At 72.2% G+C, this 25,588-nt stretch carries 27 protein-coding genes and 1 riboswitch; of the genes, 11 read left to right on the top strand and 16 right to left on the bottom strand.

Translation table 11 applies throughout. The annotated features are described in order from the left end of the window. Positions 1–176: 176 nt before the first annotated feature. Together JSX79_RS11485 and JSX79_RS11480 are read right to left on the bottom strand one after the other, a co-directional pair. Entirely contained in the window at positions 177–1,199 is a 1,023-nt protein-coding gene (locus tag JSX79_RS11485) for a LacI family DNA-binding transcriptional regulator (protein ID WP_071296384.1), read from the bottom strand. Beyond that, positions 1,178–3,238 (bottom strand): aldo/keto reductase, encoded by a 2,061-nt coding sequence (locus tag JSX79_RS11480; RefSeq protein WP_229086337.1) that lies wholly within the window; start codon positions 3,236–3,238, stop codon positions 1,178–1,180. Before JSX79_RS11480 ends, JSX79_RS11485 begins: the two co-directional genes overlap by 22 nt. Positions 3,239–3,421: 183 nt before the next feature. On the opposite strand from JSX79_RS11480, the gene JSX79_RS11475 reads away from it, so the two are divergent. The 5 genes from JSX79_RS11475 (at position 3,422) to JSX79_RS11455 (ending at position 7,591) form a co-directional block, all read left to right on the top strand. After that, complete coding sequence (locus tag JSX79_RS11475; RefSeq protein ID WP_229086334.1) at positions 3,422–4,723, top strand: ABC transporter substrate-binding protein; 1,302 nt, start codon at positions 3,422–3,424, stop codon at positions 4,721–4,723. After that, positions 4,720–5,760, top strand: coding sequence for a carbohydrate ABC transporter permease (locus JSX79_RS11470; RefSeq protein WP_083403485.1), 1,041 nt, complete (start codon positions 4,720–4,722; stop codon positions 5,758–5,760). Before JSX79_RS11475 ends, JSX79_RS11470 begins: the two co-directional genes overlap by 4 nt. Next, positions 5,757–6,680, top strand: a complete 924-nt coding sequence (locus JSX79_RS11465) for a carbohydrate ABC transporter permease (RefSeq protein WP_229086331.1) — start codon at positions 5,757–5,759, stop codon at positions 6,678–6,680. Before JSX79_RS11470 ends, JSX79_RS11465 begins: the two co-directional genes overlap by 4 nt. Before the next feature lie 125 nt (positions 6,681–6,805). Then, a complete protein-coding gene (locus tag JSX79_RS11460) occupies positions 6,806–7,354 on the top strand; it encodes a TetR/AcrR family transcriptional regulator (RefSeq protein WP_070418334.1) in 549 nt (182 codons plus the stop codon). Between the two features lie 66 nt (positions 7,355–7,420). After that, positions 7,421–7,591 carry a hypothetical protein gene (locus JSX79_RS11455; RefSeq protein WP_156794867.1) on the top strand — a complete coding sequence of 57 codons (171 nt, stop codon included), beginning with the start codon at positions 7,421–7,423 and terminating at the stop codon, positions 7,589–7,591. Positions 7,592–7,755: 164 nt separating this feature from the next. On the opposite strand, the gene ribH is transcribed toward JSX79_RS11455, so the two are convergent. From ribH to JSX79_RS11420, 7 genes are all read right to left on the bottom strand, one after another. Then, positions 7,756–8,235 carry a 6,7-dimethyl-8-ribityllumazine synthase gene (ribH, locus tag JSX79_RS11450; RefSeq protein ID WP_070418333.1) on the bottom strand — a complete coding sequence of 160 codons (480 nt, stop codon included), beginning with the start codon at positions 8,233–8,235 and terminating at the stop codon, positions 7,756–7,758. Further along, the gene (gene ribB, locus JSX79_RS11445) at positions 8,232–8,948 is read right to left on the bottom strand and encodes a 3,4-dihydroxy-2-butanone-4-phosphate synthase (RefSeq protein WP_092386299.1); all 717 of its coding nucleotides are present in this window, start codon (positions 8,946–8,948) and stop codon (positions 8,232–8,234) included. Before ribB ends, ribH begins: the two co-directional genes overlap by 4 nt. Beyond that, positions 8,948–9,649 carry a riboflavin synthase gene (locus JSX79_RS11440; protein ID WP_229086328.1) on the bottom strand — a complete coding sequence of 234 codons (702 nt, stop codon included), beginning with the start codon at positions 9,647–9,649 and terminating at the stop codon, positions 8,948–8,950. The genes ribB and JSX79_RS11440 overlap by 1 nt, the downstream gene beginning before the upstream one ends. 91 nt (positions 9,650–9,740) lie before the next feature. Then, positions 9,741–9,875: riboswitch (FMN riboswitch) on the bottom strand. A 197-nt stretch (positions 9,876–10,072) separates the two neighbouring features. Then, positions 10,073–12,496: a bifunctional lysylphosphatidylglycerol flippase/synthetase MprF gene (locus tag JSX79_RS11435; protein ID WP_229086325.1), complete on the bottom strand. Its 2,424-nt coding sequence runs from the start codon at positions 12,494–12,496 to the stop codon at positions 10,073–10,075. Beyond that, positions 12,493–13,806, bottom strand: coding sequence for an esterase family protein (locus tag JSX79_RS11430; RefSeq protein WP_229086323.1), 1,314 nt, complete (start codon positions 13,804–13,806; stop codon positions 12,493–12,495). The genes JSX79_RS11435 and JSX79_RS11430 overlap by 4 nt, the downstream gene beginning before the upstream one ends. 195 nt (positions 13,807–14,001) lie before the next feature. Further along, positions 14,002–15,810 carry a chaplin family protein gene (locus JSX79_RS11425; protein ID WP_229086321.1) on the bottom strand — a complete coding sequence of 603 codons (1,809 nt, stop codon included), beginning with the start codon at positions 15,808–15,810 and terminating at the stop codon, positions 14,002–14,004. Positions 15,811–15,900: 90 nt separating this feature from the next. After that, positions 15,901–16,857 carry a hypothetical protein gene (locus tag JSX79_RS11420; protein ID WP_229086320.1) on the bottom strand — a complete coding sequence of 319 codons (957 nt, stop codon included), beginning with the start codon at positions 16,855–16,857 and terminating at the stop codon, positions 15,901–15,903. 111 nt (positions 16,858–16,968) lie between these two features. On the opposite strand from JSX79_RS11420, the gene JSX79_RS11415 reads away from it, so the two are divergent. Beyond that, positions 16,969–17,400: a GNAT family N-acetyltransferase gene (locus tag JSX79_RS11415; RefSeq protein WP_229086318.1), complete on the top strand. Its 432-nt coding sequence runs from the start codon at positions 16,969–16,971 to the stop codon at positions 17,398–17,400. Position 17,401: 1 nt separating this feature from the next. On the opposite strand, the gene JSX79_RS18695 is transcribed toward JSX79_RS11415, so the two are convergent. Both JSX79_RS18695 and JSX79_RS11405 read right to left on the bottom strand, forming a co-directional pair. Further along, on the bottom strand, positions 17,402–17,929 hold the full coding sequence (locus tag JSX79_RS18695; protein ID WP_070418327.1) for an Lrp/AsnC family transcriptional regulator: 528 nt from the start codon (positions 17,927–17,929) through the stop codon (positions 17,402–17,404). A gap of 9 nt (positions 17,930–17,938) precedes the next feature. Next, a complete protein-coding gene (locus JSX79_RS11405; protein WP_071296392.1) occupies positions 17,939–18,505 on the bottom strand; it encodes a TetR/AcrR family transcriptional regulator in 567 nt (188 codons plus the stop codon). A 110-nt stretch (positions 18,506–18,615) separates the two neighbouring features. Here JSX79_RS11405 and JSX79_RS11400 point away from each other — a divergent pair, with 110 nt between their 5' ends. Continuing rightward, the gene (locus JSX79_RS11400; protein ID WP_229086316.1) at positions 18,616–20,091 is read left to right on the top strand and encodes an MFS transporter; all 1,476 of its coding nucleotides are present in this window, start codon (positions 18,616–18,618) and stop codon (positions 20,089–20,091) included. A gap of 316 nt (positions 20,092–20,407) precedes the next feature. Beyond that, the gene (locus JSX79_RS11395; RefSeq protein WP_070418324.1) at positions 20,408–20,818 is read left to right on the top strand and encodes a phage holin family protein; all 411 of its coding nucleotides are present in this window, start codon (positions 20,408–20,410) and stop codon (positions 20,816–20,818) included. Here the strand turns inward: JSX79_RS11395 and JSX79_RS11390 are convergent, their stop codons facing one another. Both JSX79_RS11390 and JSX79_RS11385 read right to left on the bottom strand, forming a co-directional pair. After that, entirely contained in the window at positions 20,819–21,325 is a 507-nt protein-coding gene (locus tag JSX79_RS11390) for a hypothetical protein (protein ID WP_229086314.1), read from the bottom strand. It lies immediately after the preceding gene. A 37-nt stretch (positions 21,326–21,362) separates the two neighbouring features. Beyond that, the gene (locus JSX79_RS11385; RefSeq protein WP_070418322.1) at positions 21,363–21,752 is read right to left on the bottom strand and encodes a DUF5997 family protein; all 390 of its coding nucleotides are present in this window, start codon (positions 21,750–21,752) and stop codon (positions 21,363–21,365) included. Positions 21,753–21,785: 33 nt separating this feature from the next. On the opposite strand from JSX79_RS11385, the gene JSX79_RS11380 reads away from it, so the two are divergent. Then, entirely contained in the window at positions 21,786–22,547 is a 762-nt protein-coding gene (locus JSX79_RS11380; protein ID WP_181015095.1) for a LysR family transcriptional regulator substrate-binding protein, read from the top strand. Continuing rightward, entirely contained in the window at positions 22,544–23,014 is a 471-nt protein-coding gene (locus JSX79_RS11375; protein WP_229086311.1) for a GNAT family N-acetyltransferase, read from the top strand. Before JSX79_RS11380 ends, JSX79_RS11375 begins: the two co-directional genes overlap by 4 nt. A gap of 1 nt (position 23,015) precedes the next feature. Here JSX79_RS11375 and JSX79_RS11370 read toward each other — a convergent pair whose 3' ends face one another. Genes JSX79_RS11370 through JSX79_RS11360 form a run of 3 tightly spaced genes read right to left on the bottom strand, consistent with a single transcriptional unit; the run spans position 23,016 to position 24,950 of the window. After that, positions 23,016–23,825, bottom strand: a complete 810-nt coding sequence (locus JSX79_RS11370; protein ID WP_229086308.1) for a DJ-1/PfpI family protein — start codon at positions 23,823–23,825, stop codon at positions 23,016–23,018. A 38-nt stretch (positions 23,826–23,863) separates the two neighbouring features. Next, positions 23,864–24,481 carry a DNA-3-methyladenine glycosylase I gene (locus JSX79_RS11365; RefSeq protein ID WP_092386279.1) on the bottom strand — a complete coding sequence of 206 codons (618 nt, stop codon included), beginning with the start codon at positions 24,479–24,481 and terminating at the stop codon, positions 23,864–23,866. A gap of 52 nt (positions 24,482–24,533) precedes the next feature. Further along, the gene (locus JSX79_RS11360) at positions 24,534–24,950 is read right to left on the bottom strand and encodes a VOC family protein (protein WP_071296396.1); all 417 of its coding nucleotides are present in this window, start codon (positions 24,948–24,950) and stop codon (positions 24,534–24,536) included. A gap of 96 nt (positions 24,951–25,046) precedes the next feature. On the opposite strand from JSX79_RS11360, the gene JSX79_RS11355 reads away from it, so the two are divergent. Then, positions 25,047–25,577, top strand: a complete 531-nt coding sequence (locus JSX79_RS11355; RefSeq protein WP_229086305.1) for a DUF3800 domain-containing protein — start codon at positions 25,047–25,049, stop codon at positions 25,575–25,577. Positions 25,578–25,588: the final 11 nt, after the last annotated feature.

Here is a 25,588-nt window from a genome sequence, read left to right as displayed (position 1 = left end):
TGACGAACGGACCGGACGGGACGCGGGGTGTGCACGCATCCCGTCAGGACTCCGTTAGTGTACCGTCTGGACGGTAATGGTTGCAAATGCAACTGAAGACGGACGGGAGGCGCGGTGCGGGCCCGCACCGCGCCTCCCGTCCGTCCTCCGGTCGCGCTGTCTCGTGGGCCGCGTCGTCAGGCCGACTCGCGCAGGAGCAGGCGGTGCCGCACCGTGCGCTGCACCGCGTCACCCTGCCGCGGCAGCTCGCCGGCGAGCATGCCGAGGGCGAGGTCGAGCGCCTCACGCGCGACCTCGTCGAGGTCCACCGCCAACGTGGTGAGCGTCGGCGAGACGAGCGAGCCGAGCGGCAGGCCGTCGACGCCGACGACCCGGAGCTCCCGCGGGACGTCGACGCCCGCCCGCCGACAGGCCTGCAGGACACCGAGCGCCATCACGTCGTTGAAGGCGAGGATCGCGTCCTGTCGTCGGCGTCGCCGGAGGATCCGTGTCGTCTCCTCGGCGCCGCACTCCGCCGTGCCGTGCTCCGCGTGCACGAGCTCGGGCAGGTACCCGCGCCGCTGGAGGGCGTCCATCATGAGGATGCCGCGGACACTCGTGTGCTCCGGCGAGGAGTTGTCGAGCACGACCGGGTGCCGGACCCCGGTGGCGACGAGGTGGTCGGCGAGGACCTCGATCGCGTCGGCGGGGTCGATCCAGACGGCTGCGGTCGGTGGCTCCGAGTACGGGTCGAGCTCGACCATCGGCACGGTGCCGAGGAGCTCGCGCCACCGGTCGCGACGGGAGCCGAGGTACCCGATGACGACGTCCGTCTGCGACCCGAGCGCCTGCACCATCCGGTCGGCGTCGCTCGCGAGGTCGACGTCGGCGAGCATGACGTTCCAGCCCTGCTCGGCGGCGAGTCGGAAGACGGCCGAGGCGAGCTGCGGCGTGTAGGGGTTGCGCAGGTCGTTCACGACGAGGCCGAGCTGGTGGTCGCCACCCGTGACGAGCCCGCGGCCGAAGCGCGACGGCCGGTAGTCGAGGCGCTCCGCGGCGGCGAGGACCCGTTCCTTCGTCGCCGCGCTGATGCCGGACATGCCGTTCATCGCCCGGGTGACGGTCTGCCGGGACACCCCGGCGGCCGCGGCGACGTCGATGATCGTCGCCCGGCCGCCGGGTGCGGGAACGGGTTCGGTCAGTCGCGGAGGTCCAGCCATGCCACCTGTTCCGGAGTGAGGTCGACGGAGAGGCCGGTCATGGACGACCGGGCTTCCGCGATCGTACGCGGTCCGAAGAGCGGGAACGTCGGGAACGGCTGGTGCAGCACGTACGCCAGGGCGATCGCCGTCGCGGGGACGCCGAACCGCTCGCCGAGCTCCGACGCACGGCGCAGCCGCTCGAAGTTCTCGTCGCTGTAGTAGCAGCGCACGAGTTCGGCGTCGCTCGTGTCCTCGGGCTTGGCCCGGCCGGTGAAGAACCCACGCGCCTGCGAGGACCAGGGCAGCAGGGGCACCTGGCGCTCCTCGAGCCACTGCTTCGACGCCGCGTCGGTGGCGTGCTCGCAGCCGGCCCACGGCACGTCGTACGCCTCGGCCAGCCCGAAGTGGTTGCTCAGCACCTCGAACTCGTGCTTGCCGTTCGCGCGGGCGTAGGCGTTCGCCTCGTCGAACCGGGCAGGGGTCCAGTTCGAGCCGCCGTACACGCGGATGCGGCCGGCACGACGGTGCTCGTCGAGGACGTCGACGAACTCCCCCACCGGGATGTCCGTGTTGTCGCGGTGCATCATGTAGATGTCCGCGTAGTCGGTGCCCTGGCGCTCGAGGCTCTCGAGCAGCTGCCGGGTGAGGGACTCCGGGTCGCAGTACGGCGTGTGCGCGCCCTTGGTGATCACGACCACGTCCTCGCGGACGCCGCGGTTCTGGATCCACTTGCCGAGCCGACCCTCGAGCACGCCCCCGCCGTAGATGTAGCCGGTGTCGAACACGTTGCCGCCCTGCTCCACGAACAGGTCGAAGATCGCGCTCGCGTGCGCCAGGTCGGGCTGGTTGTCGACACCCATCACCAGTCGGGACATGCGCTTGCCGACACCCGCGACCTCGCCGTAGCGCATCGGGTTGTCGGCACGGTCCGGCTCGTGCGCGGCGACCGTGAGGGGTCGGCCGCTGACGGTCGGGATGTCGGCGGTCTCGGCCTCGAACGGGAAGCGCAGACCGATCGCGGCACGCCACTTGTCGAGCGTCCGGGCGGTGGCGAGCGACTCGTCGAGGGTGAACTCGGGGGCGTCGACACGACCGGCCGCGAGGGCCGCCGTGGTGGCGTCGGCCTCGAGGGCGTAGGGGTGCGCCCCGGCGAAGGACAGCGTGCGCGGGTCCTCGTCCACCGTGCTGATCTCGATCGTGGGGTCGTCGCCGAGGGTCCACGGGTCGGTGAGCGTGATCTTCCCCGTGGTGCCGTGGACGACCACGGCGTTGTCGTCCTGCACCCGGACGCCGGTCCGGAGGTTCGCGGTGATCCCGCCGGTGTAGCTGAGCTGTGCCACCGTCCACTCGTCGACGCCGGTCGGGCCGACGGTCCCGGTGGCGGTGAGCTCGGTGGGCTCGGCGACGGCCACGCCGGTCGCGGCCTGCACGATCGCGGCCGTCATCGTCACCGGGTAGCCGCCCACGTCGAGGATCCCGCCGCCGGCCGTGTCGACGTCGAAGAGTCGGCCGGACCGGCTGCCCGCCCGGAACGCGAACGAGGCGTCGACGTGCGTGACGGTACCGATCGCACCCTGCCGGACGAGGTCGAGCAGGGCCGCGGTCTGCGGGTGGAAGCGGTACATGTACGCCTCGACGAGGGGCAGGCCGGCCTGGCGTGCGGCATCGGCGAGCGCCATGGACGTGCCGTGGTTCGGCGAGAGCGGCTTCTCGCAGAGGACCGCCTTGCCCGCCGCGAGCGCCGCGAGGACGAGCGCCGCGTGCCCGGTGTGGACCGTCGAGACGTAGACGGCGTCGACGCGCGGGTCGGCGAGCACCTCGTCGTAGGTGGCCGCGGCGACGTCGGCGAACCCGTGCTCGGCAGCCTCGGCAGCGAACGCTCCCGCTCGCTCCGCCGACGAGCTGCCGGCCGCGACGAGGGTGGCCCCGACGCCGCTCGAGGGGAGCTGGGAGAGGAAGCGGCGGGCGATCCCACCGGGGCCGAGGACGGCCCAGCCGGGGGCGTCGTGCCCCGTCGAGGAGGTGCTGCTGGCGGTGGTCGCGGTCTGCGCTGACATGCGGATCCCTATCGTGTCGTGAACCTTCACGGTCCCGACGACCGTACCCGTCCGTCTCCGCACCTGCAACGATGCAGATGCTTGACACGGCGTGTCGGCCGGGGCATGCTCTGACCACTTCGTGAGCGTTCACGGTCGAGCGCTCAACGGTTCCGCATCTCAACGACGAGAGCAGGCACACCAGTGACAGCAGCAACGCACAGTCTCAGCCGGCGGGGGTTCCTCGCCGGCGCAGGCGCCTTCGGCGCACTCGCCACCACGGCCCTCCTCGCCGGGTGTTCCACCGGCACCGCGATCTCAAAGGACCCGGACGAACTCGTCCTCTGGTACTGGAACCGGTCCCTCGACCCGAAGTTCCTGAAGCAGGCGGCCGGGGGCATCAGCGGCCACGAACCGATGCGGCTGCGGCCGGACCTCATCGGCGGGGCGTCGTACGACACCAAGTTCCGGACCGCCCTCGCCGGGAACGCGTTCATCCCCGACGTCCTCATGGTGAACTCGAACTGCTGGCTCTACTTCCCCGACGAGGACCTCTTCACCGACTTCGATCCCTCCGCCACCGAGAAGTCCGCCTACTACGACTGGAAGCTCTCGCTCGGCCGGACCCCGTCCGGGCGGCAGTGCTTCTGGCCCGTCGACACCGGCCCCACCGGCTTCTTCTACAACCAGGACGTGCTGCAGAAGGCCGACCTCCCCACCGACCCGGACGAGGTGAGCGCGGCGATCCAGACCTGGGCGGACTTCCGGACCTTCGGCAAGCAGATCAAGCAGAAGACCGGTGCCGCGACGATCATCACCGCGACGCAGCTCTTCAACCAGTTCGTCTCCGCGAGCCCCACGCGGTACTTCGACCGTGACGACCAGCCGCTCTACCACGACGACGACAGCTCGATCCGGAAGGCCTGGGAGAACGCGGTCGAGTCGATCCACGCCGGGATCACCGGCAACCTGCAGTCCGGGACCGACCAGAACGCCGGGTGGGTCGCGGGTCGGGTCGCCGGGCAGATCGAGGGGGCGTGGTGGACGCAGATCATCCACGACACGGCACCGGACCTGTCCGGGAAGTGGCGGATCGCCCGGCAGCCCGAACGACCGGGCAACAGCGGCGGTTCGTTCCTGGCCGTGCCCAAGACGTCGAAGAACCCCGAGGCCGCGGTGGCGTTCGCCAAGTGGATCACCGGCGCGGACGTGCAGTCCCACACCTACAACGACATCCAGCTCTTCCCGTCGACACCCGCGTCGTTCGAGAACGGCATCATGCGCAACCCCGGCGACTTCTTCGGGGACCAGAACCCGCTCGACTTCTTCAGCAAGGCCGCACCGGAGGTCCCCGTGACGTACATCTCGAACTCGGAGCGGTTCATCGGTGCCTTCGCGACCGAGATCACGAACGTGGAGTCCGGCGGCAAGGACCCGGAGCGCGCCTGGCAGGACGCCATCGACCAGACCGACCGCGTCCTGGCGAAGCGCGGGGTGTCGGCATGAGCGCGCCGATCCGCGAGAAGACCGCCACCACCGCGAACCCCGTCGTCGGGGGCGCCCCCACCGCCTCGATCTCCACCGCGGCGACCGGGCACCGCTTCAGCCTCCGCCGGTTCTGGCCGCAGTACGTGGCGATCGCGCCGTTCTACGTGCTGTTCCTCGTGTTCGGGCTGTTCCCGATCGTCTTCTCGATCGTGCTGTCGTTCACGGACTGGGACGGTGTCGGCTCCCCCGCGTTCGTCGGTCTCGCGCAGTACCAGTACCTGCTGACCGACCCGCGGTTCTGGAACGCCGTCTCGAACACCTTCATCATCTGGATCATCTCGACCGTCCCGATGCTGTTCCTCGCCCTCGTGCTCGCGTTCCTGCTGCACGGCAACATCCGGGCGAAGGGGTTCTACCGGGTCGCGTTCTTCATCCCGAACGTGACGAGCATGGTCGCGATGGCGATCGTGTTCGGATCGGTGTTCTCGGACGGGTTCGGGCTCGTCAACGCCGCGCTCCGAGCCGTCGGTGCCGACCCGGTCGGCTGGCTCTCGTCGTACTGGGGCATCAAGGTCACGATCGCGGTCATGGTCATCTGGCGCTGGACCGGGTACAACGCGATCATCTACCTCGCCGGCCTGCAGTCGATCTCGACCGAGCTGTACGACGCGGCGAAGGTGGACGGCGCGAACACCTGGCAGATCTTCACGCGGATCACGATCCCGATGCTGCGGCCGGTCATCCTGTTCACCGTCATCACGTCGACCATCGGTGGCCTCGGGCTCTTCACCGAGCCGCAGATCCTGTTCAACGGGCAGGCGGTCGGTGGCCCTGACGAGGCCGGCATGACGATCGTGCTCTACCAGTACGACCAGGCGTTCAACCAGTTCGACTTCGGGTACGGCTCGGCGATCGCCTGGGTGCTGTTCTTCTTCTCCGTGGTCTTCGCGATCATCAACTGGCGACTGCTCAGCGAGCGCGACGGGCTCAAGACCCCACGGCGACTGCGCACCCCGCGCACCGTCACGACCAGCGCGAAGGGACCCCGCGCATGAGCGCCGACACCGCACCCCGCACCACGAACACCGCCGCCGCACTCGGCCGGCCGAACGCCGTCACCGACCGGCCCGACGACCACCGCCGGGGGTTCAGGCACGGCTGGGTCGGACGGCTCGTCACGCACCTGTGCCTCATCGTCGGCGTCGTGCTGTCGATCTTCCCGTTCTACTGGCTGCTCGTCATGTCGACGTCGTCGAACGCGCAGATCTTCGGCTACCCGCCGTCGCTGTGGTTCAGCGACCACACCATGCAGAACCTCGCCACGGTGTTCAGCAGCGTCGACATGGTGCGGGCGCTCGGCAACACCGTCATCGTCGCCGGCGGCACCGCGGTCCTGGTCATGCTGTTCGACTCGCTGGCCGCGTTCGCCTTCGCGAAGTACGAGTTCCCGTTCAAGCGCTCGCTGTTCACCGTCATGCTGGCGACGTTCCTCGTCCCCGGCAGCCTGTCGCTCGTGCCGAGCTTCGTGCTCATGGCGCACCTCGGCTGGATCGGTGGACTCCAGGCGCTCATCGTCCCCGGGGCGGCGAACGCGTTCGGCATCTTCCTCCTGCGGCAGTTCGCCACCGGGTCGATCCCGAACGAGGTCATCGACTCCGCGCGCGTGGACGGCGCCGGGTTCTTCCGCACCTGGTGGTCGATCGCGGTCCCGATGCTCCGCGGAGGCCTCGCGTTCCTCGGCATCTTCACCTTCATCACGGCGTGGAACGACTACGTGTGGCCGTTGATCGTGCTGATCGACCCGAAGGGGCAGACGCTCCAGGTGGCACTCGCCTCGCTCAGCTCGGTGAACGCGACCGACCTCGGCTCGGTGATGGCCGGCGCCGTGATCAGCGTGTTCCCGCTCATCGGGGTGTTCATCATCGGCTCAAGGCACTTCATCGCGAACATCGCGGCGGGGGCGCTGAAGGGCTGACCGGACCCGCAGGCGCCGTGGAGGATGGCCCACGGCGCCTGCGCCGCGCCCGCTTCGCGCCCGCTCCGCGCCCGCTCCGCGCCCGCCGGACGCGGCACGCCCGCGTCCCATGGCAGACTTCCGGCATGGCAAGCGCCCGCGATCGTGTCCTGGACAGCTTCGTCGCCATCGTGTGCGAGGAAGGAGAGCGTCCGGCGACCCTCGACGCCGTGGCCGCCCGGGCCGGGGTGTCCAAGGGCGGACTGCTCTACCACTTCGGCTCGAAGGCCGCCCTGGTCGAGGGGCTCTGCGAGCGCCTGTCCGACCTCTCCGCCATCGACGTCGAGCGCATGCGTGACGCCGAGGACGGCGCCGCCCGCTACTTCGTGCGGAACTGCCAGTTCGTGGGCAGCGAGCTCGACCTCGCCCTCCTCGCGGCGAGCCGTCTGCAGCAGGCCGGCTACGAAGAAGCGGGCCGCACCCTCGACGAGACCGAGAACGCCTGGCTGGCCACGCTCGTCGACTCGCTCGGAGACGTCCCCACGGCGCAGGCGATCAAGCTCATGGGCGACGGGCTGTACCACGCGGCGTCCCTCGGCGCCGCCAGCGAGGTCCGACCGGATCGCGCCTCGGTCGACATGGAACCGCTCCTCGCCGTGGTCGACCGGCTGATCGCCACCCGCCCCGGCGCGTGAACCGAGTTCGTCGCTCCTGGGGATAGACTGGATCCGATCCACCCGCCTGATTCCGGAGGTACCACTGTGGGCCGCGTCATCGCCGCTGTTTTCTCGATCCTGCTGCTGCTGGTTTCGATGTACCTGTTCGGCTTCGCGTTCCAGGTGAGCTCGGGTCAGGCGTTCATCTTCATGGGCGGTCTCGTGCTCATGTGCCTCTCCTTCTTCCTGCCGATCCACGTGTTCGGCAAGCGGTAGTCAGCACCACCGCTCACGAACGGCCCCGCACCTGAAGAGGTGCGGGGCCGTTCGCACAACGGAAGCCACCCCGCACCACGTGATCGCGTGGCGCGGGGTGACTTCGGTTGTGCGAACGTAGGAGCGACGCGCTGACGCGCGGCGGCCCAGGAGGCGCGGGTCGACTACGCGAGCACGCGCAGCCGGCGCAGGGTCACCACGGTCGACACGGCGGCGTGCACGGCCTCGGCTCCCTTGTCCTCCTTCGAACCGGGCAGCCCGGCACGGTCGAGGCCCTGCTGCTCGTCGTCCAGGGTGAGCACGCCGAAGCCGACGGGCTTGCCGGCGTCGATCGCGACCCGGGTGAGGCCGCTCGTCGCCGCGTCCGAGACGTACTCGAAGTGCGGGGTCCCACCGCGGATGATCACGCCGAGGGCGACCGCCGCGTCGAACCCGGCCTCGAGCGCGGCCTTCGCGACCACGGGCAGCTCGAAGCTCCCGGGGACGGGGATGACCTCCGCCGTGGCCCCGAGCCGCTCGACCTCGCGCTGCGCCCCGGCGAGGAGGCCCCCGGCGATCTCGTCGTGCCACTGCCCGGCGACGATCGCCACCCGGATGCCGCTGCCGTCGACGTGGTCGCGGTCCGCCGCGCCTGCTCCGCTCATCGTGCCGTTCCTTCCGTGGGCGCGGACTCCGCCGCTGCCCGGTCTGCCGCGTCGAGCCACTCGGCGAGCGCGGCGATGGTGATGACGGGCACGCCGGCGCGTGCCCCGAGTCCGAGGAGTCCCGGCAGACGCATCATGCCGCCGTCCTCGTCGACGATCTCGCAGATCGCCGCGGCGGGCCGGAGCCCTGCGGCGGTGACCAGGTCGATCGCGGCTTCGGTGTGGCCCGCACGCTCGCGGACCCCGCCCGGACGGGCCCGCAGGGGCACGACGTGTCCGGGCCGGTGCAGGTCGTCGCGCACGGACGCCGGGTCGGCGAGGACGCGTAACGTGTGCGCTCGGTCGTGGGCGCTGATGCCGGTGGTGACCCCGACGGCGGCGTCCACGGTCACGGTGTAGGCCGTCCCACGGACGTCCTCGTTGTGGGCGACCATCGGCGGGAGATCGAGTGCGTCGGCGATCTCGACGCTCACCGGTGCGCAGATGAACCCCGACGAGTGCGCCACCGTCCAGGCGATCCACTCGGGGGTGGCGAGTTCGGCGGAGAGGATGACGTCGCCCTCGTTCTCGCGGTCCTCGTCGTCGGCGACGATCACCGGGCGGCCGGCGGCGATGGCGGCGATGGCCTCGTCGACGCTCGACAACCCGAGCGATCCCGGGACGACCGCACCGGAGGCACCCGCCTGCGCGGCGGGGCGTGCCCCGGCGACCATCACCGTGCCTCCTGGCCGAGCGTGGCACCCGTGAGCGGACGCGCGTCGCCCTCGAGCGGACCCGTGGCACCCTCGAGCGGCCGCACCGCCGCGTCGAGCCGCAGCATCCGCCGGACGTGCCGGGCCAGGACGTCGGTCTCGATGTTCACCCGGTCCCCCGGCACGCGGGCGCCGAGCGTGGTGGCCTCGAGCGTCTCGGGGATGAGGCTCACCTCGAACCAGGCGTCCGCGGTCGGGGTGTCCTCAGAGGACACGGCGCTGACCGTCAGCGAGACGCCGTCGATCGCGATCGAGCCCTTGTCGACGACCAGGGGGCTGAGGTCCGGCGCGAGCGAGAACCGGACGCGCCGCCAGCCGTCGCCGTCCGCGGTCTCGAGCACGGTGGCGGTGCCGTCGACGTGGCCCTGGACGATGTGCCCGCCGAGCCGGTCGCCGACCGAGGCCGCGCGTTCGAGGTTGAGCCGGTCGCCGACCGCGAGCGACCCGTGCGCGCTCATGTCGAGCGTCTGCTTCATGACGAAGGCCGTGAAGGTCTCCGGGGTCTGCTCGACGACGGTCAGGCAGACGCCGCTCGTCGCGATGGAGTCGCCGTGCCGGGCGTCCTGCACGACGACGGGCCCGCGGACGGTGAGCGCGACGGAGTCGCCGTGCTGCTCGACGGCGGTGACGGTGCCGAGTTCCTCGATGATGCCGGTGAACACTGGTGTCCTCTCAACGGGACTCCGGGGGCGTTCGACGATCGTCGGCATCGACGGACGGGTCGCGCCCACGGATCGTGGGACGTCTCGTCCGCCAGCGCGCCTCCCATCCGGACTTTCACCGTCGGTCCCGGAGTTCCACCGGGTCAACCTCTGCCGGGTTCGCACCCGTCATCAGTTCGTGGACTGTCACCACCGGTTCGGACTTGCACCGACCCCGGAGCGCTTGCGTACCGGGAACGATACCCCACCCAGGTGACGGACACGTTGCGCCGGTTCCGTGGGCGTAACCGGACGTCGCGTGACCGCGCTGCGGGCCAGGAGGCGCGGTGCGGCCGACCCCGCGACCCGCGTCCGCCACCCGGTCCCGCTGGCCGCGGGGCGGAGGTGCGCCGCGCCTCCCGAACCGTCCGTCGGTCCGTCTGCTCAGCCGCGCCCGCGCGCCAACGCCACCGCCTGCCGGAGCGACAGGTCCGGCAGGTACGCGCGCACCACCGCGATCCCGATCGCCGGCAGCGCGACCGGGTCCGGGTAGGCGAGCACCAGCGGGTGCAGCTCGGGGCCGAACTTCTGCTTGAACCGCAGCAGCGACCGGAACCCGTACACCGGCTCGAGGACCCCGCCGACCAGGTCCAGCAGGCTCTGCACGCCGTCGTTCGCCTGCGGGCCCTCGGCGGCCTGCGCGAGCGGGGCCGCGGACAGGCTGAGTCGCTCGACGCCGTCCTCGCGCATCCGGTCGGCCGCACTCGCGACGAGGAACTCCATCACGCCGTTCGGTGCCGCGGGCGTGCGTCGCATGACGTCGAGCGTCCAGGCGACGACCCGGCCGTCCCGGTACCCCGGCAACCAGCTCGTGACCGCGAGCACCGTGCCCTCGGGGTCCTGCGCGACGAGGGTCCGCACCGCCGGGTCGCGCATCTCGTCGACCCCGCCCAGGGTGAACCCCATCTCGGGCAGCTCGCGCTCGGCGACCCACTCCTCGGAGATCGCCTCGATCTGCCGGGTGGTGGACGCGGGCAGCTGCTGCCAGCTCGACCAGGTCGCGGTGAGGCCCTCGCGCGCCGCCTTGTTCACCGAGGTCCGGACGTCCTGCTTCTTCTTCCCGCTCGTCGTCCACGTCCGGGGGTCGAAGTCGGCGTCCTCGGCCACCGGGAGCGTCGCCCAGCCCTGCGCGGTGAGCACCCCGGCGGTCTCCGCGCCGATGCCGTAGAAGACCGCCGTCCAGCCGTTGTCGTCGCACCACCGGGCGAACGCGGTCATCGCCGCCGTGCGGGCGTCGGGCCAGCCGAAGGGCCCGCCGACCGTCACCGCGACGCGGCCGTTCCGGCGGAAGGCGACGCCGGCGCGACCGTCCTCGGCGAACCAGTAGGCGTTGCCCTGCCAGGTCGTCATCCAGCCGAACGCGTCCCCGCCACCGGCGACGAGCAGGGCGCGGGCGCGCTCGCGGTCGGCGTGTGCAGCGTCGGCGTCGGTGTCGGGTTCGACGGCCCCGGTCGGCCGGACGGCGGCGATCGCCACGACCAGCCAGAGCACCGGTCCGCTCAGCCCGAGCACGAGCCGGAGCGCGTGGTCGAGCGACGGGAGCCGGTCCCAGAAGCTCACCGGTGCGAGCGGGCCGAGGGCGGCGAGCGCCAACCGCAGGGGGTCCTCGACGTGGTGCGCCGAGGACGCGGCGACGACCAGCACCACCACGACGATGCCGACCGCGGCCGCACCGACGGTGACCGCGAAGGCGACGACGCGGCGGCGGCTGGTGAGCACCGTGAAGGACCGCCGCAGCACGACGAGGACGACCGCGGTCCCGAGCGGGACGACGATCGACGCGACGATGGACACGTCGGTGACGAACTGGTCCTCGAGGCCGTGCTGCGCGACGACGCGCCCCTGGACGAGGCCGTAGGTGATCGCGGCGGCGATCGCCGTCACCGTGTCGACGACGACCACGAGCCACACCGCGAAGCGACTGCCGCGGAAGAGTCCGAGTCCGCCGACGACGAGCACGAGCAGGGGCGCGACGGCGAGCACGAGGGTCCACGGGTCGGTCGCACGGAAGGACAGGAGCCCGCGGAGGCACTCCCCCGCGACCGCGTCCGCACGGCAGCCCCGCACCGGGGTGACGGGGCCGGCGCCGACGACCGCGGCGATCGGTGCGAGGAGTCCCACCCGCGCGCGGGACACCAGCGCGATGACGGGGCCGACGGCGGACACCAGCACCGCGGTACCGAGCAGCACCCGGATCTCGCGGTGCGAGCTGCGCACCCAGCCCTGCCGCTTCGGCGTGCGGCGCAGGAGTTCGCCGAGCAGCCACCCGGCGGCCGCGGCGAGGACGGCGGACAGGTCGGAGACGTGCCCGGCGTAGAGCAGGAGGGCGGCGACCACGGCGAGGGCGTTCACCCGGATCCGCCGCCGCCACAGCGTCCCCGCGAAGGCGCTGGCGGTGACGACCGTGCCGACGATGGCGGTCCAGGGGTCGAAGCTCGTCGCCCGGCCGAGCACCATCGGCACGGCGCCCTTGCCGTCGAGGTCGACGAGCACGGCGAACGCGGCGATGCCCGTGCCGACGACGGTCGTGACCACGAAGGCCAGTGCCGTGCGCCAGGACCCCATGAGCCGCTCCGAGGCCCCGACGAGCACGACCACCCCGGCGAGCGTCAGCAGCAGGGCGAGCACGCCGGTCGACGCCGCGAAGACCCGGAACGGACCGAACACGGTCGCGTGCGCCCCGTGTTCCAGCCGGAGGACGAACGCGAGCGTCGAGGTCGCCAGCACGAGCAGGACGATCGCCGTGGTGACCGGGCGGGTGACGACGACCCGGCGGACCGTCGCCACTGCCGATGCGACGCCGCTCACAGCGGTCCGCTCGCGGGGAGCCCGAGGTGCTCGAGCACCGGTGGGAGGCCGTGCGCGAGCACGTAGCGGACCGTGTTCCAGTCGTGCGCCGACCCTGGGGAGACGACCAGCTGCGTGGCGATGCCCTCCCGCGCGGCCGCCGCACGGAGCGTGGCGGTGGACGCCTTGTACGGGGCGTCGTCCCCGCCCACCCCGAACACGACGAGGTGGTCGGCGTACCGGCCGTGGGCACGCATCTCGGCGACCGGCGTCGCGGCGTCGTAGGCGGAGCGGGAACCGCCGAAGCCGACGGCGATGGTGTGCTGCAGGCTGCCGTTCTTCGGGGCGATCTCGCTCGAGATCGCCAGCGCGGACCCGAAGACGTCGGGGTGGGCGGACGAGAACTGCATCGCGCAGGTGGCCCCCTCGGAGAAGCCGAGCACGCCCCAGCCCGTCGGTGCCGTGGCGACCGCGAGGTGCTTCCGGATCCAGTCGACGGTGTCCGTCATGACGTAGGTCTCGCTGCGCCCGAGCCGCCGGGAGTCCACGCACATCGGGTTGCGGTTCGGAGCGCCGAGCTGGTCCGGGGCGACGACGATCGGGGCGAGGCCGTCGTGCGCTGCTGCATACCGGTCAAGGTAGCGGCCGATGTCGCCGGTCTGGAAGAGGTCGGCCGGTTCGCCGGGTTGCCCGGAGAGTGCGACGAGCACGGGCAGCGCCGGGGCGTTCCGGACCTGCGCGGCCGGCGGGAGCCACACCACGGCCTTCCGGGCGTGGAAATGCGAGATCGTGCCGGGGATCGTCACGCTGAACGTCTCGCCCGCCTTCGGCATGTCCGCCGGGGCGTGCCAGTCGTGCAGGTCGACGAGCCGCTCGACCGCGGGGTCCCGTTCCGCCAGGGTCCGCGTCTTGTAGGGGTTCGTGGCGATGGCCTGCTCGACGTTCTTGTAGAAGCCGAAGTCGACGTTGATGCCGAGACCCGCTGCGAGCAGCAGGCTCGCGGCAGCGGCCCCGGCGACCACCCGGCCCGTCCAGCCGCCCTGCACGAGCAGCACGACCAGCAGCAGGATCCCGGCGCACGCCAGGGCGACCCACATCCGGGTCACCGAGGTGAACGCGACACCGAACGCGTCCTGGACGTCGCCGAACCACCAGACGAGCGCCAGGCCGGCGACCGCACCGACGCCGAGGGCGGCGATCCGGACGAGGACGCGGCCGAGCGACCGCGGCCGGACGAGGAGCGCCCACACGACGAGGACGGCGGCGAGCACGTCGACCGGTACGAGGACGGTCGAGCCCGTGATGGGGATGCGCAGGAGGTCGTGGAGCACGCTCTCATCGTGGCGCTGCCCTGCTGCCGGGCGGCCTCGGAGGCGCTTCTGCTCCGCACAGGTTCGCCATGGTCGGCTCCCAGAGAGCCTTCGGCGTTCGTCCAGCGGACGGCGGACGGCGGACACAGGTCCGGCCGACGGCGGGCACGGGTGCGAGGGGCACCGCGGCGCGGTGCCCCTCGAGCCCGTCGGACTTCAGTGCCGCTTGCGCAGCACCAGGGTCCCCGCTCCGGCGAGGAGCAGCAGAAGGGCGATGCCGGCGGGGACGACCGGCGAGGACGCTCCCGTGTAGGCGAGGGCCGGCTGGCTGCTCGACGCAGCCACCGTGCGGACGGCGGCCTGGACGGCCGTCGAGGCGCCGGCGGTCGTCGCGACGACCGTCGCGGGCCGGGAGGCGCTGGTCGCCACGGCCGCGCCGGCCCCGGTGGCCGGGGTGGTCACCGAGACGGGCGTGGTGCCGTCGCCGGCGCCGTTCCCGTCGCCGGGGTCGGTGCCGTCACCAGGGGTGGTGCCGTCACCGGGGTCGGTGCCGTCACCAGGGGTGGTGCCGTCGCCCGGGTCCGTGCCGTCGCCGGGATCGGTGCCGTCACCGGGAGTGGTGCCGCCACCGGGCGTCGTCGTCGAGCTGGTGCCGTCGCCGACGATGCCGATCCCGTTGCCGCCGATGGTGATCGGGAGGCTGATCACGGGTGTGATCTGGCTGCCCGAGAGCAGTCCCCCGTCACCCGAGGTGGAGCCGCCCGTGGTGGGCGTCGTGGTCCCGGTCGCCGGGGCCGTGGAACCGGTGCTCGTGCCATCACCGACGAGGCCGATGCCGTTCCCACCGATCGTCACCGGGACCGACACCACCGGGGACACCTGCGTGCCCGAGGCCGTACCGTCCGACCCCGAGGTCGAACCACCCGCGGCCGGCGTCGTGGTGCCGGTCGCCGGGGCAGCTGCCCCCGCCGAGGTGCCGTCACCGAGCAGCCCGATGCCGTTGCCCGACACCGTCACCGGCACCGACACCACCGGGGACACCTGCGTGCCCGAGGCCGTGCCGTCCGACCCCGAGGTCGAACCACCCGCGGCCGGCGTCGTGGTGCCGGTCGCCGGGGCCGTCGACCCCGAGCTGGCACCGTCACCGAGCAGCCCGATGCCGTTGCCCGACACCGTCACCGGCACCGAGACCGCACCGAGGACCTGCGTCCCCGAGAGCAGTCCGTCACTGCCGGAGGTCGAACCACCCGCGGCCGGCCCCGTCGCCGGGGCAGCTGCCCCCGTCGAGGTGCCGTCACCGAGCAGCCCGATACCGTTGCCCGACACCGTCACCGGAACCGACACCACCGGGGACACCTGCGTGCCCGAGGCCGTGCCGTCCGACCCGGAGGTCGTCGGCGCAGCGGCCGGAGCAGCAGGCGTCGAGGCAGCGGGCGCCGACGCGGCAGGAGTGGCGGCAGCGGACACGGCGTCGCCGCCGACCGCCACCGCGTTGCCCGTGGCGGAGACCGGCGCGGTCACAGAACCGGCGACCTGGGTCCCCGAGGCGACGCCGTCCGACCCGGAGGTCGTCGGCGCCGCAGCGGGCGCAGCAGCAGGGGCCGCCGGAGCAGCCGAAGCTGCCGGGGCCGGTGCCGGTGCGGATGCCGCGGCAGCGTCGCCACCGACCGCGATCGCGTTGCCCGCGACCTGCACGGGCGCCGCGACGTCGGGCACGACCTGCGTCCCCGAGGCGATGCCGTCGGCACCCGACGTGGACGGTGTCGCGGCCGGAGCCGAGGACGACGGTGCTGCCGGAGCCGCGGGCGCTGCGGGACGGGTGACCGACGACACCGCGTCGCCGAGGACCCCGAGTGCGTTGCCGGTCGCGGACACCGGCGCGTCGATCGACGGCGCCACCTGTGTGCCCGAGGCGGTGCCGTCCGCTCCGGAGGTCGTCGCCGCGTTCGCCGCGACTGCACCCCCGAGCGTCAGACCGCCGACGAAGAGGGCGAACCAGAGCCCTCTCGAGACGTACTTGTTCATGATCGTTGCTCCCTGATCGAGATGAGATGCGGACCGACCGCGATGGCGGCCGGTGGTGCGTGCCTGCCGTGTCGGACAGGCGCACCGATCTCAGTCAGGGGCGACGTCGTGCTCGCCGACGATCGACGCGGGGACCGTGTCGTCGGCGATGGTGCCGCGTGACCCCGCGGCGAGGGAGACCTGGTCGTCGGAACCGACGATGCCGACGGCTGCTGCCGACCCGGCGGAACCGGCAGCGCTGCCACCGAGGGCACCGGTGGCGGAACCGTCCGCGGGGCCGCCGAACGTGACGCCGTGGCCCTCGGGGACGAGGAGTGCCCGGCCGCCGAACGTCGCGTCCTGCACGCCCGGTGCAGCGGCGGCGCTCGCGCCTCCGGCGAGCACGGAGGCCCGCACGGTGGCGACGGCGTCCGTCCGCTCGGCAGCGCTGCCCGGCGCCACGGTTGCCGGCGCGACAGCGCTGGCGGCGCCCGGGGACGTGAGCGACGGTGTCGACGCGACCGGGGCCGTGGACGTGCCGCCCACCGGAGCGGTGGGGAGGCCGACGACGGGATCCGTGCCTCCTGGCAGGTCGCCGCCGACCGTCGGCGGCAGGCCGGTGAGCACGTCCGGCACCGATCCGACGACCGTGCCGACGCCGCCGAGGGTGTCGTCCACCAGCCCGCTGACCGGGTCGGTCACGGTGCCGAGGGTGTCGTCGCCGAGGACCGTGCCGACGACCGGGAGGCCGCCGACCACCTGGTCGAGCGAGTGCACGACGGTGGTCACGGGGCGAGCGTCGGTGAAGGTCTGGACGGCGCCGGTGACGGGACGGAGGACGGTCGCGACCGTGCCGGTGACGGGCCTGGAGGCGCTGCTCGCCTCCGCCGGTCCGGCCTGCGGTGCTGCGGGGGTCGCGCTGGTCGCTGCGGGTGCCGCCGCGGGGGCCGCCGCGGCCGGACGAGCGCCGAGCACCAACGAGAGCAGCACGAGGGCAGCGGCGATGCCGACGCCGAACACGACGTACCGGATCATCGCGCGCCAGGGTGCGCGCAACGGCTGGTCCATGCGCTCACCTCCTGATCTCGGCTGCGCACGTAGAGTGGTTGTCCGGCAATGTACGCCGCTCCGTTCCGGAACGCACCCTGTTTCGGAAGAAATCGTCAGGAAAGGCCGGTCTTGGTCTCGATCTTCAACGCCCCGACGCGCAACCTGGACGTCGTCACCCTGCACGAGATCCTGCGACTCCGGCAGGACGTGTTCGTGGTCGAGCAGGCAGCCGCCTACCCGGACATCGACGGGCGCGACCTCGAGCCCGGCACGCTGCAGTTCTGGGCGGGGCAGGGCTCGGTCGACGCCACGCTCCGGCTCCTCCGCGAGGGCGACGGCACCGAGCGCATCGGCCGCGTCGCCACCGCGAAGGCCGCCAGGGGGCAGGGACTCTCGTCGCTGCTGATGGAAGCCGCGATCGCCGAGGCACGCTCCCCGCGCATCGCGATCGACGCCCAGGCGCACCTGGAGCAGTGGTACGCCCGGTTCGGGTTCGTGCGTTCGGGCGAGGACTTCAACGAGGACGGGATCCCCCACCTCCCGATGACCCGCACGCGCTGAGTCAGGCCCGCCAGCGCCGGAGCTCGTCGAACGACCGCCCCTGCTGTGCACGGTCGGCGACGAGCCGTTCGAACACGATGTTCGTCTGCGTCGTCGCCACCGAGGGGTCGCCGCTGAGCTCGTCGGCCACGAAGTCGCGGAGCTGCTCGGTGGACGTGCACGCGATGTGCACGAGGAAGTCCTTGTCGCCGGCCAGGAACGACACGTCCTGCACGACGGGCACCCGGAGCAGCCGCTTCGCGAAGTCGCGCAGCTCGTGGCGTGCTGCAGCGTGCACCCGGACCGAGACCATCGCCTCGATCGCGAAGCCGAGCCGCGCGACGTCCACGTCGGCCCGGTAGCCACGGATGACCCCGGCGTCCTCGAGTGCACGGACGCGCGTCAGGCACGTCGACGGGGCGATGCCGACCGCAGCGGCGAGGCGGTTGTTCGGGATCCGGGCGTCGGCGGCGAGGGTCCAGAGGATCCGCTCGTCGACCTCGTCGAGGCGCGGCGCGGGATCGGGGCGACGGACGTGGCGATCGGACACGGCTCGACGCTACCGCGGCCCGGCGAGGAGCTGCCGCAGGACCCCGGTGAGCGCGTCCGAGACCGCCTGGTGGTCGGCCGACGCGAGCGGCTCGACCTTCGTGGACGTCCGGAGCATGGTCATGCCGAGCACCACCGCCAGGGCGATCTCGGCGCGGAGGAGCAGGTCGTCGGTGACCTCGTCGTGGACGGCCCCGGCGAGTCGTTCGGCGTAGCGGCGCAGTGTCTCGCGGCGGATGGCGTCCGCGCCGTCGTCCCCCGAGGAGCGCAGCAGCAGCATGAGCTGGAGCGAGTCGTCGTCGGTCGGGGACCGGACGGCGTGCTCGATCATGCCGGCGAGGGACCGCTCGAGGTCCGGCACGGGCCGCTCCTCGGCGCCGAGGTCGCGGGCGACGCGGTCGAGGCACTCCCGGAAGAGCCCCTCCTTCGACACGAAGTACCGATTGATCAGGGCGACGTTCACGCCGGCGTCCGCGGCGATGTCGCGCACGGTGGTGGCCCGGTAGCCGTCGAAGGCGAACCGACGTCGCGCGGCCTGCACGAGCAGTCGGCGGGTTGCCTCGGCGTCCTTGCTCATGCTCCGAGCGTAGCGGTTCGGGGACGGATGTAAGCAAGTGTTGACATCAGCCCGGAACCGCGTACCCTCGTCAAGTCAGCAACTGTTTACATCCGAGCGTACGGAGCACGATGACCGAGACCATGGAGACCCCGCGGACCGGGTCCCACCCCACCACCGGTGCGCGCCGACCGAACAGCACGGCGATCATCGTCTACCTGTCGCTCGGCGGCCTGTCCTTCGCCGTCCTGCAGTCGCTCGTCGCACCGGCGCTGTCGACCATCGGACAGGACCTCGGCGCCTCCACGAGCGCGACGAGCTGGGTGCTCACGGCGTACCTGCTGTCGGCGTCGGTGCTCACGCCGATCCTCGGCCGGCTCGGGGACATGGTCGGCAAGCGCAAGGTGCTCATCGTCGTCCTGTCGATCCTCCTCGTCGGCGCCGTCCTCGCCGCTCTCGCACCGAACCTCGGCACGCTGATCGTCGGTCGCGCGCTCCAGGGTGCCGCCGGTGCCGTGATGCCGCTGTCGATCGGCATCGTGCGCGACGAGCTCCCGAAGGAGAAGGTGAGCGTCACGATCGGCCTGCTCTCGGCGATCTTCGGCATCGGCGCGGGCGTCGGGATCGTCGCCGCGGGCCCGATCGTCGAACACCTCTCGTGGCACTGGCTGTTCTGGCTCCCCGCCGTGCTCGTCGTCATCGCTCTGCTCGGCGCGGTCTTCGGCATGCCCGAGTCCCCGGTCCGGAAGCCCGGTCGCCTGGACATGCTCGGCACCGGTGTGCTCGCGGTCTCCCTGGTCGCGATCCTGCTGGCGATCAGCGAGGGCGAGACCTGGGGTTGGGGCGACGGCAAGACAGTCGGTCTGCTGATCCTCGGCGCGGTCGCACTCGTCGCCTTCGTGCTCGTCGAGCTCCGCGTCGCCGAACCGCTCATCGACGTCCGGCTGTTCGCGGTCCGCGGCGTCTGGACGGCCCACGTGGTCGCGCTCGTCTTCGGCTTCGCGATGTTCGGCACGTTCGTCCTCGTCCCGACGCTCCTCCAGCTCCCGACCGCCGTCGGGTACGGGTTCGGCAAGGACGTGACCGAAGCAGGGCTCTTCCTGCTCCCGACCGTCGTCATGATGATCATCGCCGGGCCGATCGCCGGCATCCTCGTCCGCAAGGTCGGCCCGAAGCCGCCGATGCTGCTCGGTGGGGTCGCCATCGTCGCCGCGTTCCTCATCCCCGCGATCTCGCACGCCGCGATCGCCGAGGTCGTCGTCTCCGGCGTCCTGACGGGCATCGGCATCGGCCTCGCCCTCGCCGCGTGCTCGAACGCGATCATCGAGAGCGTCCCCGCGAACCAGACCGGCGAGGCCATCAGCGCCAACACGGTCGTCCGCACGATCGGCTCCAGCGTCGGCACCGCGGTCATCGCGGCACTGATCACGTCGCACACCACCGCGCAGGGGCTGCCGACCGACGACGCGTTCACGATCGGGTTCTGGGCGTGCACGGGCGTGGCCGTCCTCGCGGTCCTCGCCGCCGTCGCGGCACCGTCGATGCGCGCGCGGCGGGCCGCTGCCGCCGCACGCGGGATCGACGACCTGGACGAGATCGCGTCCTAGCGCACCACGGCGGTCGAGACCCGACCGTCTCCGGAGGCCCGGCCCGCGTCGTCGACGCGAGCCGGGCCTCCAGTCCGTCACCCGCTCGTCCCCGCGGCGGACGCGCCGAAGCCCGTGTTCTTCTCGGCGCGTGACCGTTCCGGTTCGCGATCCCCGGCATCCGCGAACCAGAACGGTCACGCGCCGGACGGAACCTGCTCGTCGCCGGCGGTCCTGGGAACCCGCCGAGCATGCGCGTCGCAGGCGTGACGACTCCCGTCCCCGACGCGTCACCCTGGTGGGTGCGGACGACCGCGCCCGAGGAAGAGGAGACACCATGAGCACCGACCACGACGACACCACGACCGGCAAGCCGTCCTTCCGTGACACCGTCACCGCCGGGCTCGTGCAGAAGGCGCTCGAGCCGGTGCTCCGCGCCGTCCGCGACGAGGTCGCTTCCGCACGACGCGAGATCGGCGACCGCGTCAGCGGCGCGAAGACGGGGCTCGTGCTCACCGGTGTCGCGGTGGCGTTCGCGCTGACGACGCTCGTCCTGCTCGCCGGCTTCGTGGTGGTGTTGCTCGCGCTCGTGCTCCCGCTCTGGGCGGCGACCGGCATCACGCTCGTCGTGTTCGGCGTCGTCACCGCGGTCCTCGCGGTCGTCGGCATCGCCGGCATCCGTCGGGGTGTGCCGCCGGTGCCGTCCGACACGATCCACGAGGTGCAGGAGCGCGTGGCGAACCGCTGACTACATCGCGAGCGTCATGCCGACGACGGCGACCGTCATCGCGAAGACCTCGCCGCTCCGGACGGCACGCCGGTCCTCTCGTGCCCACTCGTGGCGGAGCAGCCACCCGCTGAACGCGGCGTAGCCGATCACTCCGGCGCCGAGCACCGCGGTCAGGGCGATGCTGTGGCCCGCGTGTCCGTCGGCGATGCCCGTGGCGTGCCCCATCAGGAGCATCCCGGACATCACGACCGCCGACAGCGCCCGGTGGACGTCCATCGGCTCGGCACGGCGACCGTCGGCGCGGCGCCGCCGCATGACGGGCAGCGGCGCGAGGAGCAGGAGCACGGTGGCGGCGAGGAGCGTCCACACCGCTCCGGCGTGCACGACGGGCATGAGCATCGCGACGAGCATCACCGCCGCGGGGACGATCACGCCCGGGCGGGGCCGGTACCGGTCCCCCACGATGCAGCACACCGACGCGAACTGCGGCACGACGAGCATGGCGTCGGCGACGGTCTCGTGCACGGGGTGTCCTCGGGCGGCGGGGTGGTGCGGGTCGGGGTCAGTCCTCGGTGCGGCCAGCGGCCTTCGCGGCACGCTCCTGCTTCACGCGGGCGTTCTCGGCGTGCACCGCGGCCTGGGTCGCGCGCTCGCGGACGAGCCACTCGGGCTTCTGCTCGAGCAGCGTCTTGATCTCCGCCGTCGTGAGCGGTTCGTCGATGCCCGCACGGGTCAGCCCCGAGATCGACACGCCGAGCTTCTGCGCCACGACGGGTCGCGGGTGCGGTCCGTCGCGACGGAGGTCCTCGAGCCAGGTCGGGGGTTCCGTACGGAGTTCGTCGAACGCGGTCCGGCTGATCGGCGCGTCCCGGAAGGTCTCCGGGGCGGCCGCCAGCAGGATGCCGAGCTTCTTCGCGGCCGTCTCGGGCTTCATGGTCTGTTCCTGCGCCATGGACACAAGGGTACGGCCCCTATGCTCGGTTGCATGACCGCGGCACTCACCATCGCCTTCGTGCCGGGGGTGTCCCCCGCGAAGTGGGCCCGCGTCTGGCGCGAGCGCTTCCCCACGACCGAGCTCCGACTCCGCCCGATCGGAGCGGACGAGGTCGACGACGCACTCGCCGGCGAGGCCGACATGGTGTTCGCCCGGGTCCCCGTCTCCGACGCGCACAACGCCATCCCGCTCTGGACCGAGACCGCCGTCGTCGCGATGCCGAAGGACTCCCCGCTCGCGGACCTCGCCGAGGTCGACCTCGCCGCGACCGACGTGCACGTCGTCGACCCCGGCCCGGTCCCGGAGGACGTCGACGCCACGCTCGACCTGGTCGAGGCGAACGTCGGCGTGGCCGTCCTCCCCCAGTCCCTCTTCCGTGCCGCGAGCCGCAAGGAGCTCGTCAGCCGCACGCTCGCGGGCTCGCCCGGCACCCGGATCGTGCTCGTCTGGCGTTCCGAGGACGCCACCGAGACCACAGAGGAGTTCATCGGCGTGGTCCGCGGGCGCACCGCGAACAGTTCGCGGGGTGACCAGGACCAGCCAGGAGGCGCGGCTCCCGACCCGAAGGACGGGTCGCGTCCGGCGAAGGGCGGCGGCAAGGCCGCACCGTCGAACGCGAAGACGGTCGCCAAGCGCGGCGCCACCAAGGGCACCGGTGGCAAGAGCGGCGGCGGGAAGAACTCGACCGGTCGCGGGCGTGTGCAGCGCGGCATGAAGGGCAAGCCGAAGCGCGGGTCGAAGGGCAACCGGTGACGGACACGCACCTCGTCGCGATGCCGGCCGAGCGACTGCCCGGGTGGCTCGACCGCACGATGGCGGAGTACGTCGAGTCACGCATCCGGGCGGGCGAGACGCGGGAGCGCGCCGAGGCGAACAAGCAGCAGTCCCTCGACAAGTGGTTCCCTGACGGCACGCCGCTGCCCGAGCACTTCGTCTGGGACGTCCTCGACGACGCCGACGCCGTGGTCGGGTACCTCTGGATCGGCCCGTTCGCACCGGGCAGCACCGACTGGTGGGTGTTCGACGTCGAGATCGACGAGCCGAACCGACGCAGGGGGCACGCCCGCCGAGCACTCGAGCAGGCGCACGAGGTCGCCCGCGCGAACGGTGCCCGGACCATCGGCCTGAACGTGTTCGGGTACAACACGGGCGCGCAGGACCTCTACGAGCGACTCGGCTACGGCGTCACCGCGACGCAGATGCAGCTCCCGCTCGACTGACTCAGCGCATCACGGCCGCGGCCGCCCGCGCCACCCGGTCACCACGTGCCGCTTCCGCTGCGGCACGCGCCTCGGTCACGATCCGGGTGTCCGCCCGGACGGCCGAACCCGCGTCGAACGGGGGCTGCGGGTCGTACTCGATCTGGAGCTGGATGGCCTCGGCTGCAGGCTGCCCGGCCAGCTCGGCCGCGAGCCAGAGCGCCATGTCGATGCCGGCGCTCACCCCGGCCGCGGTGACGACGGCCCCGTCGTCCACGACACGGTCGTCGACCGGCTGCGCGCCGAACGCCGCGAGCATCGGCTTCGACGCCCAGTGCGTCGTCGCGCGCTTGCCGGCGAGCAACCCCGCCGCGCCGATGACGAACGCGCCGGTGCACACCGAGGTCACCCAGGTGGCGCGCTCGGCCTCGCGCCGGACGAACGCGATCACTGCGGGGTCGAGCATCGCGTCGAAGGCGCCGTCGCCGCCGGGGACGACGAGTACGTCGGCCGGGCTGGCATCAGCGATGGTCGTGGTCGGTACGAGGGACAGCCCGCAGTCGCTCGGTACCGGGTCGAGCGTCGCCGCGACGTACTCGACGCGGGCTCCCGGGACGCGGGACAGCACCTGCGCCGGCCCGGTCAGGTCGAGCTGCGTCAGGCCGGGGAACAACAGGAACGCGATCCGGATCTCGGCCGGGTCGTGCTCGGGGGTGCCGGCACCGGGGTCGTCGGACGGCTCGGGCGTCGGCACCTCGGCGTCGAGGGGCACCTCCACCACCTCGGCCTCGACCGGGTGGACGGGGCGGACGCGCGGGTTCTCGGAGCTCATGCCGCGACCCTAGCCCTGCACCGTCGGCACCGTCGGGGTCAGCTCCAGACGCCGGAGGTCCCCCGGCGGTGGCTGCCGACGAGGTGCGTGTCGACGATGCCGAGCGCCTCCATCAGCGCGTACATCGTCGTGGGCCCGACGAAGGCGAAGCCCCGCTTCCGGAGCGCCTTCGACAGTGCGACGGACTCGTCCGACTTCGTCGGGACGTCGGCGTACGTGACCGGCTCGGGCGTCGTCGCCGGCCGGAACGACCACACGAAGTCGGCCAGGCCGCCGTCCTCGCGCAGGGCGATCGTGGCGTTCGCGTTGGTGATCGTCGCGAGGATCTTCGCCCGGTTCCGCACGATGCCGGCGTCGGCCATGAGCCGTGCGACGTCGTCCTCGCCGAACGCCGCGACCGTGTCGGCGTCGAAGTCCGCGAACGCTGCCCGGAACGCCGGACGCTTCGCGAGGATCGTCCGCCACGACAGCCCGGACTGGAACGCCTCGAGCGACAGGCGTTCGAACACTCCGCGCTCGTCGCGCACGGGCATGCCCCACTCGGTGTCGTAGTAGTCGCGCAACAGCTCGTCACTCGATGCCCACACGGGCCGGGCGAGGCCGTCGTCACCCATGACGAGGTCGGACGGGGCAGCGGCGACGGGCTCGGAGCTCATGGCACCATCCTGGCCGTCGCCACAGACACCCGCCGCCGACACCCGTCGTCGATCACTCGGCGGGCGGACCGTCCTGCGCTGCCTGCGGGTCCATCCACACGTACTCCCAGCGGTGCCCGTCGGGGTCGACGAAGCTCCGCTGGTACATGAACCCGAGGTCCATCTCGGGGCGGTCCTCGGAGCCACCGGCGGCGACCGCTGCGTCGACGATCCGGTGCACCTCGTCCTTGGAGTCGGCGCTGAGCGAGTTGATGACCTCGATCGTGTCGGCGTCGGCGATGGTCTTCGTGGTGAACTCCGCGAACTTGGCGTGGGTGAGCACCATGACGTAGATCGTGTCGCTCACCACGACGCACGCCGCGGTGTCGTCGCTGAACGCCGGGTTGATCGAGTAGCCGAGGGCCTCGTAGAACGCCTTCGAGCGCTCGAGGTCGGCGACGGGCAGGTTGATGAAGACCATCGTGTCCATGGGGAGGATCCTTTCGTCGTGCTCAACCTGGCGCGCCCGCGGACGGAGCGCAACCGTTTCATCGGCGAAGCAACCGGTACGCAATATACTGGGCCGATGGAGACGGCGTACGTCGACGAGTCCGAGCCCGGCGGCGGTCGCGACCACACCGCGTACGTGATGGCCGCGGTGGTCGTGCGCGACCGGGAGCGCGACGACGTCCGCGCCGGGATCCGAGCCGCGACGCCCCGTCGGATGCGGAAGCTGCACTGGTACGAAGCGCTGCACGCGCAGCGGATCTCGTGGCTCGAACTCCTGCGTCGCGCGGTCGCGGTCGTCGTCGTCCGCTACGACGGGGCGGCCGCGCGCGTCGAACGCCGACGGCGCCACTGTCTCGAACGCCTGGTGTGGGAACTCGAACAACGCGGCGTCGGGGAGATCGTCATCGAGTCCCGCGGACGGGCCCACGACGACGCAGACCGATCGATGTTCGATGCGCTCCGACGTCGAGGGGTCGGGCGCTCGGTCCGCCACGAGCACGTGCGCCCGGACGACGAGCCGCTGGTCGCGCTGGCCGACCTGGCGTGCGGCGCACACGTCGCCGCGCTCGACCACGAGTTCGACGGATCGGTCGTCCGCGTGCCGTGAACGCAGCCGGA

It is taken from the genome of Curtobacterium sp. GD1 (assembly GCF_020882855.1).
In the GTDB taxonomy this organism is placed as follows: Bacteria; Actinomycetota; Actinomycetes; order Actinomycetales; family Microbacteriaceae; genus Curtobacterium.
This window is presented reverse-complemented; position numbering and strand designations above follow the sequence as displayed.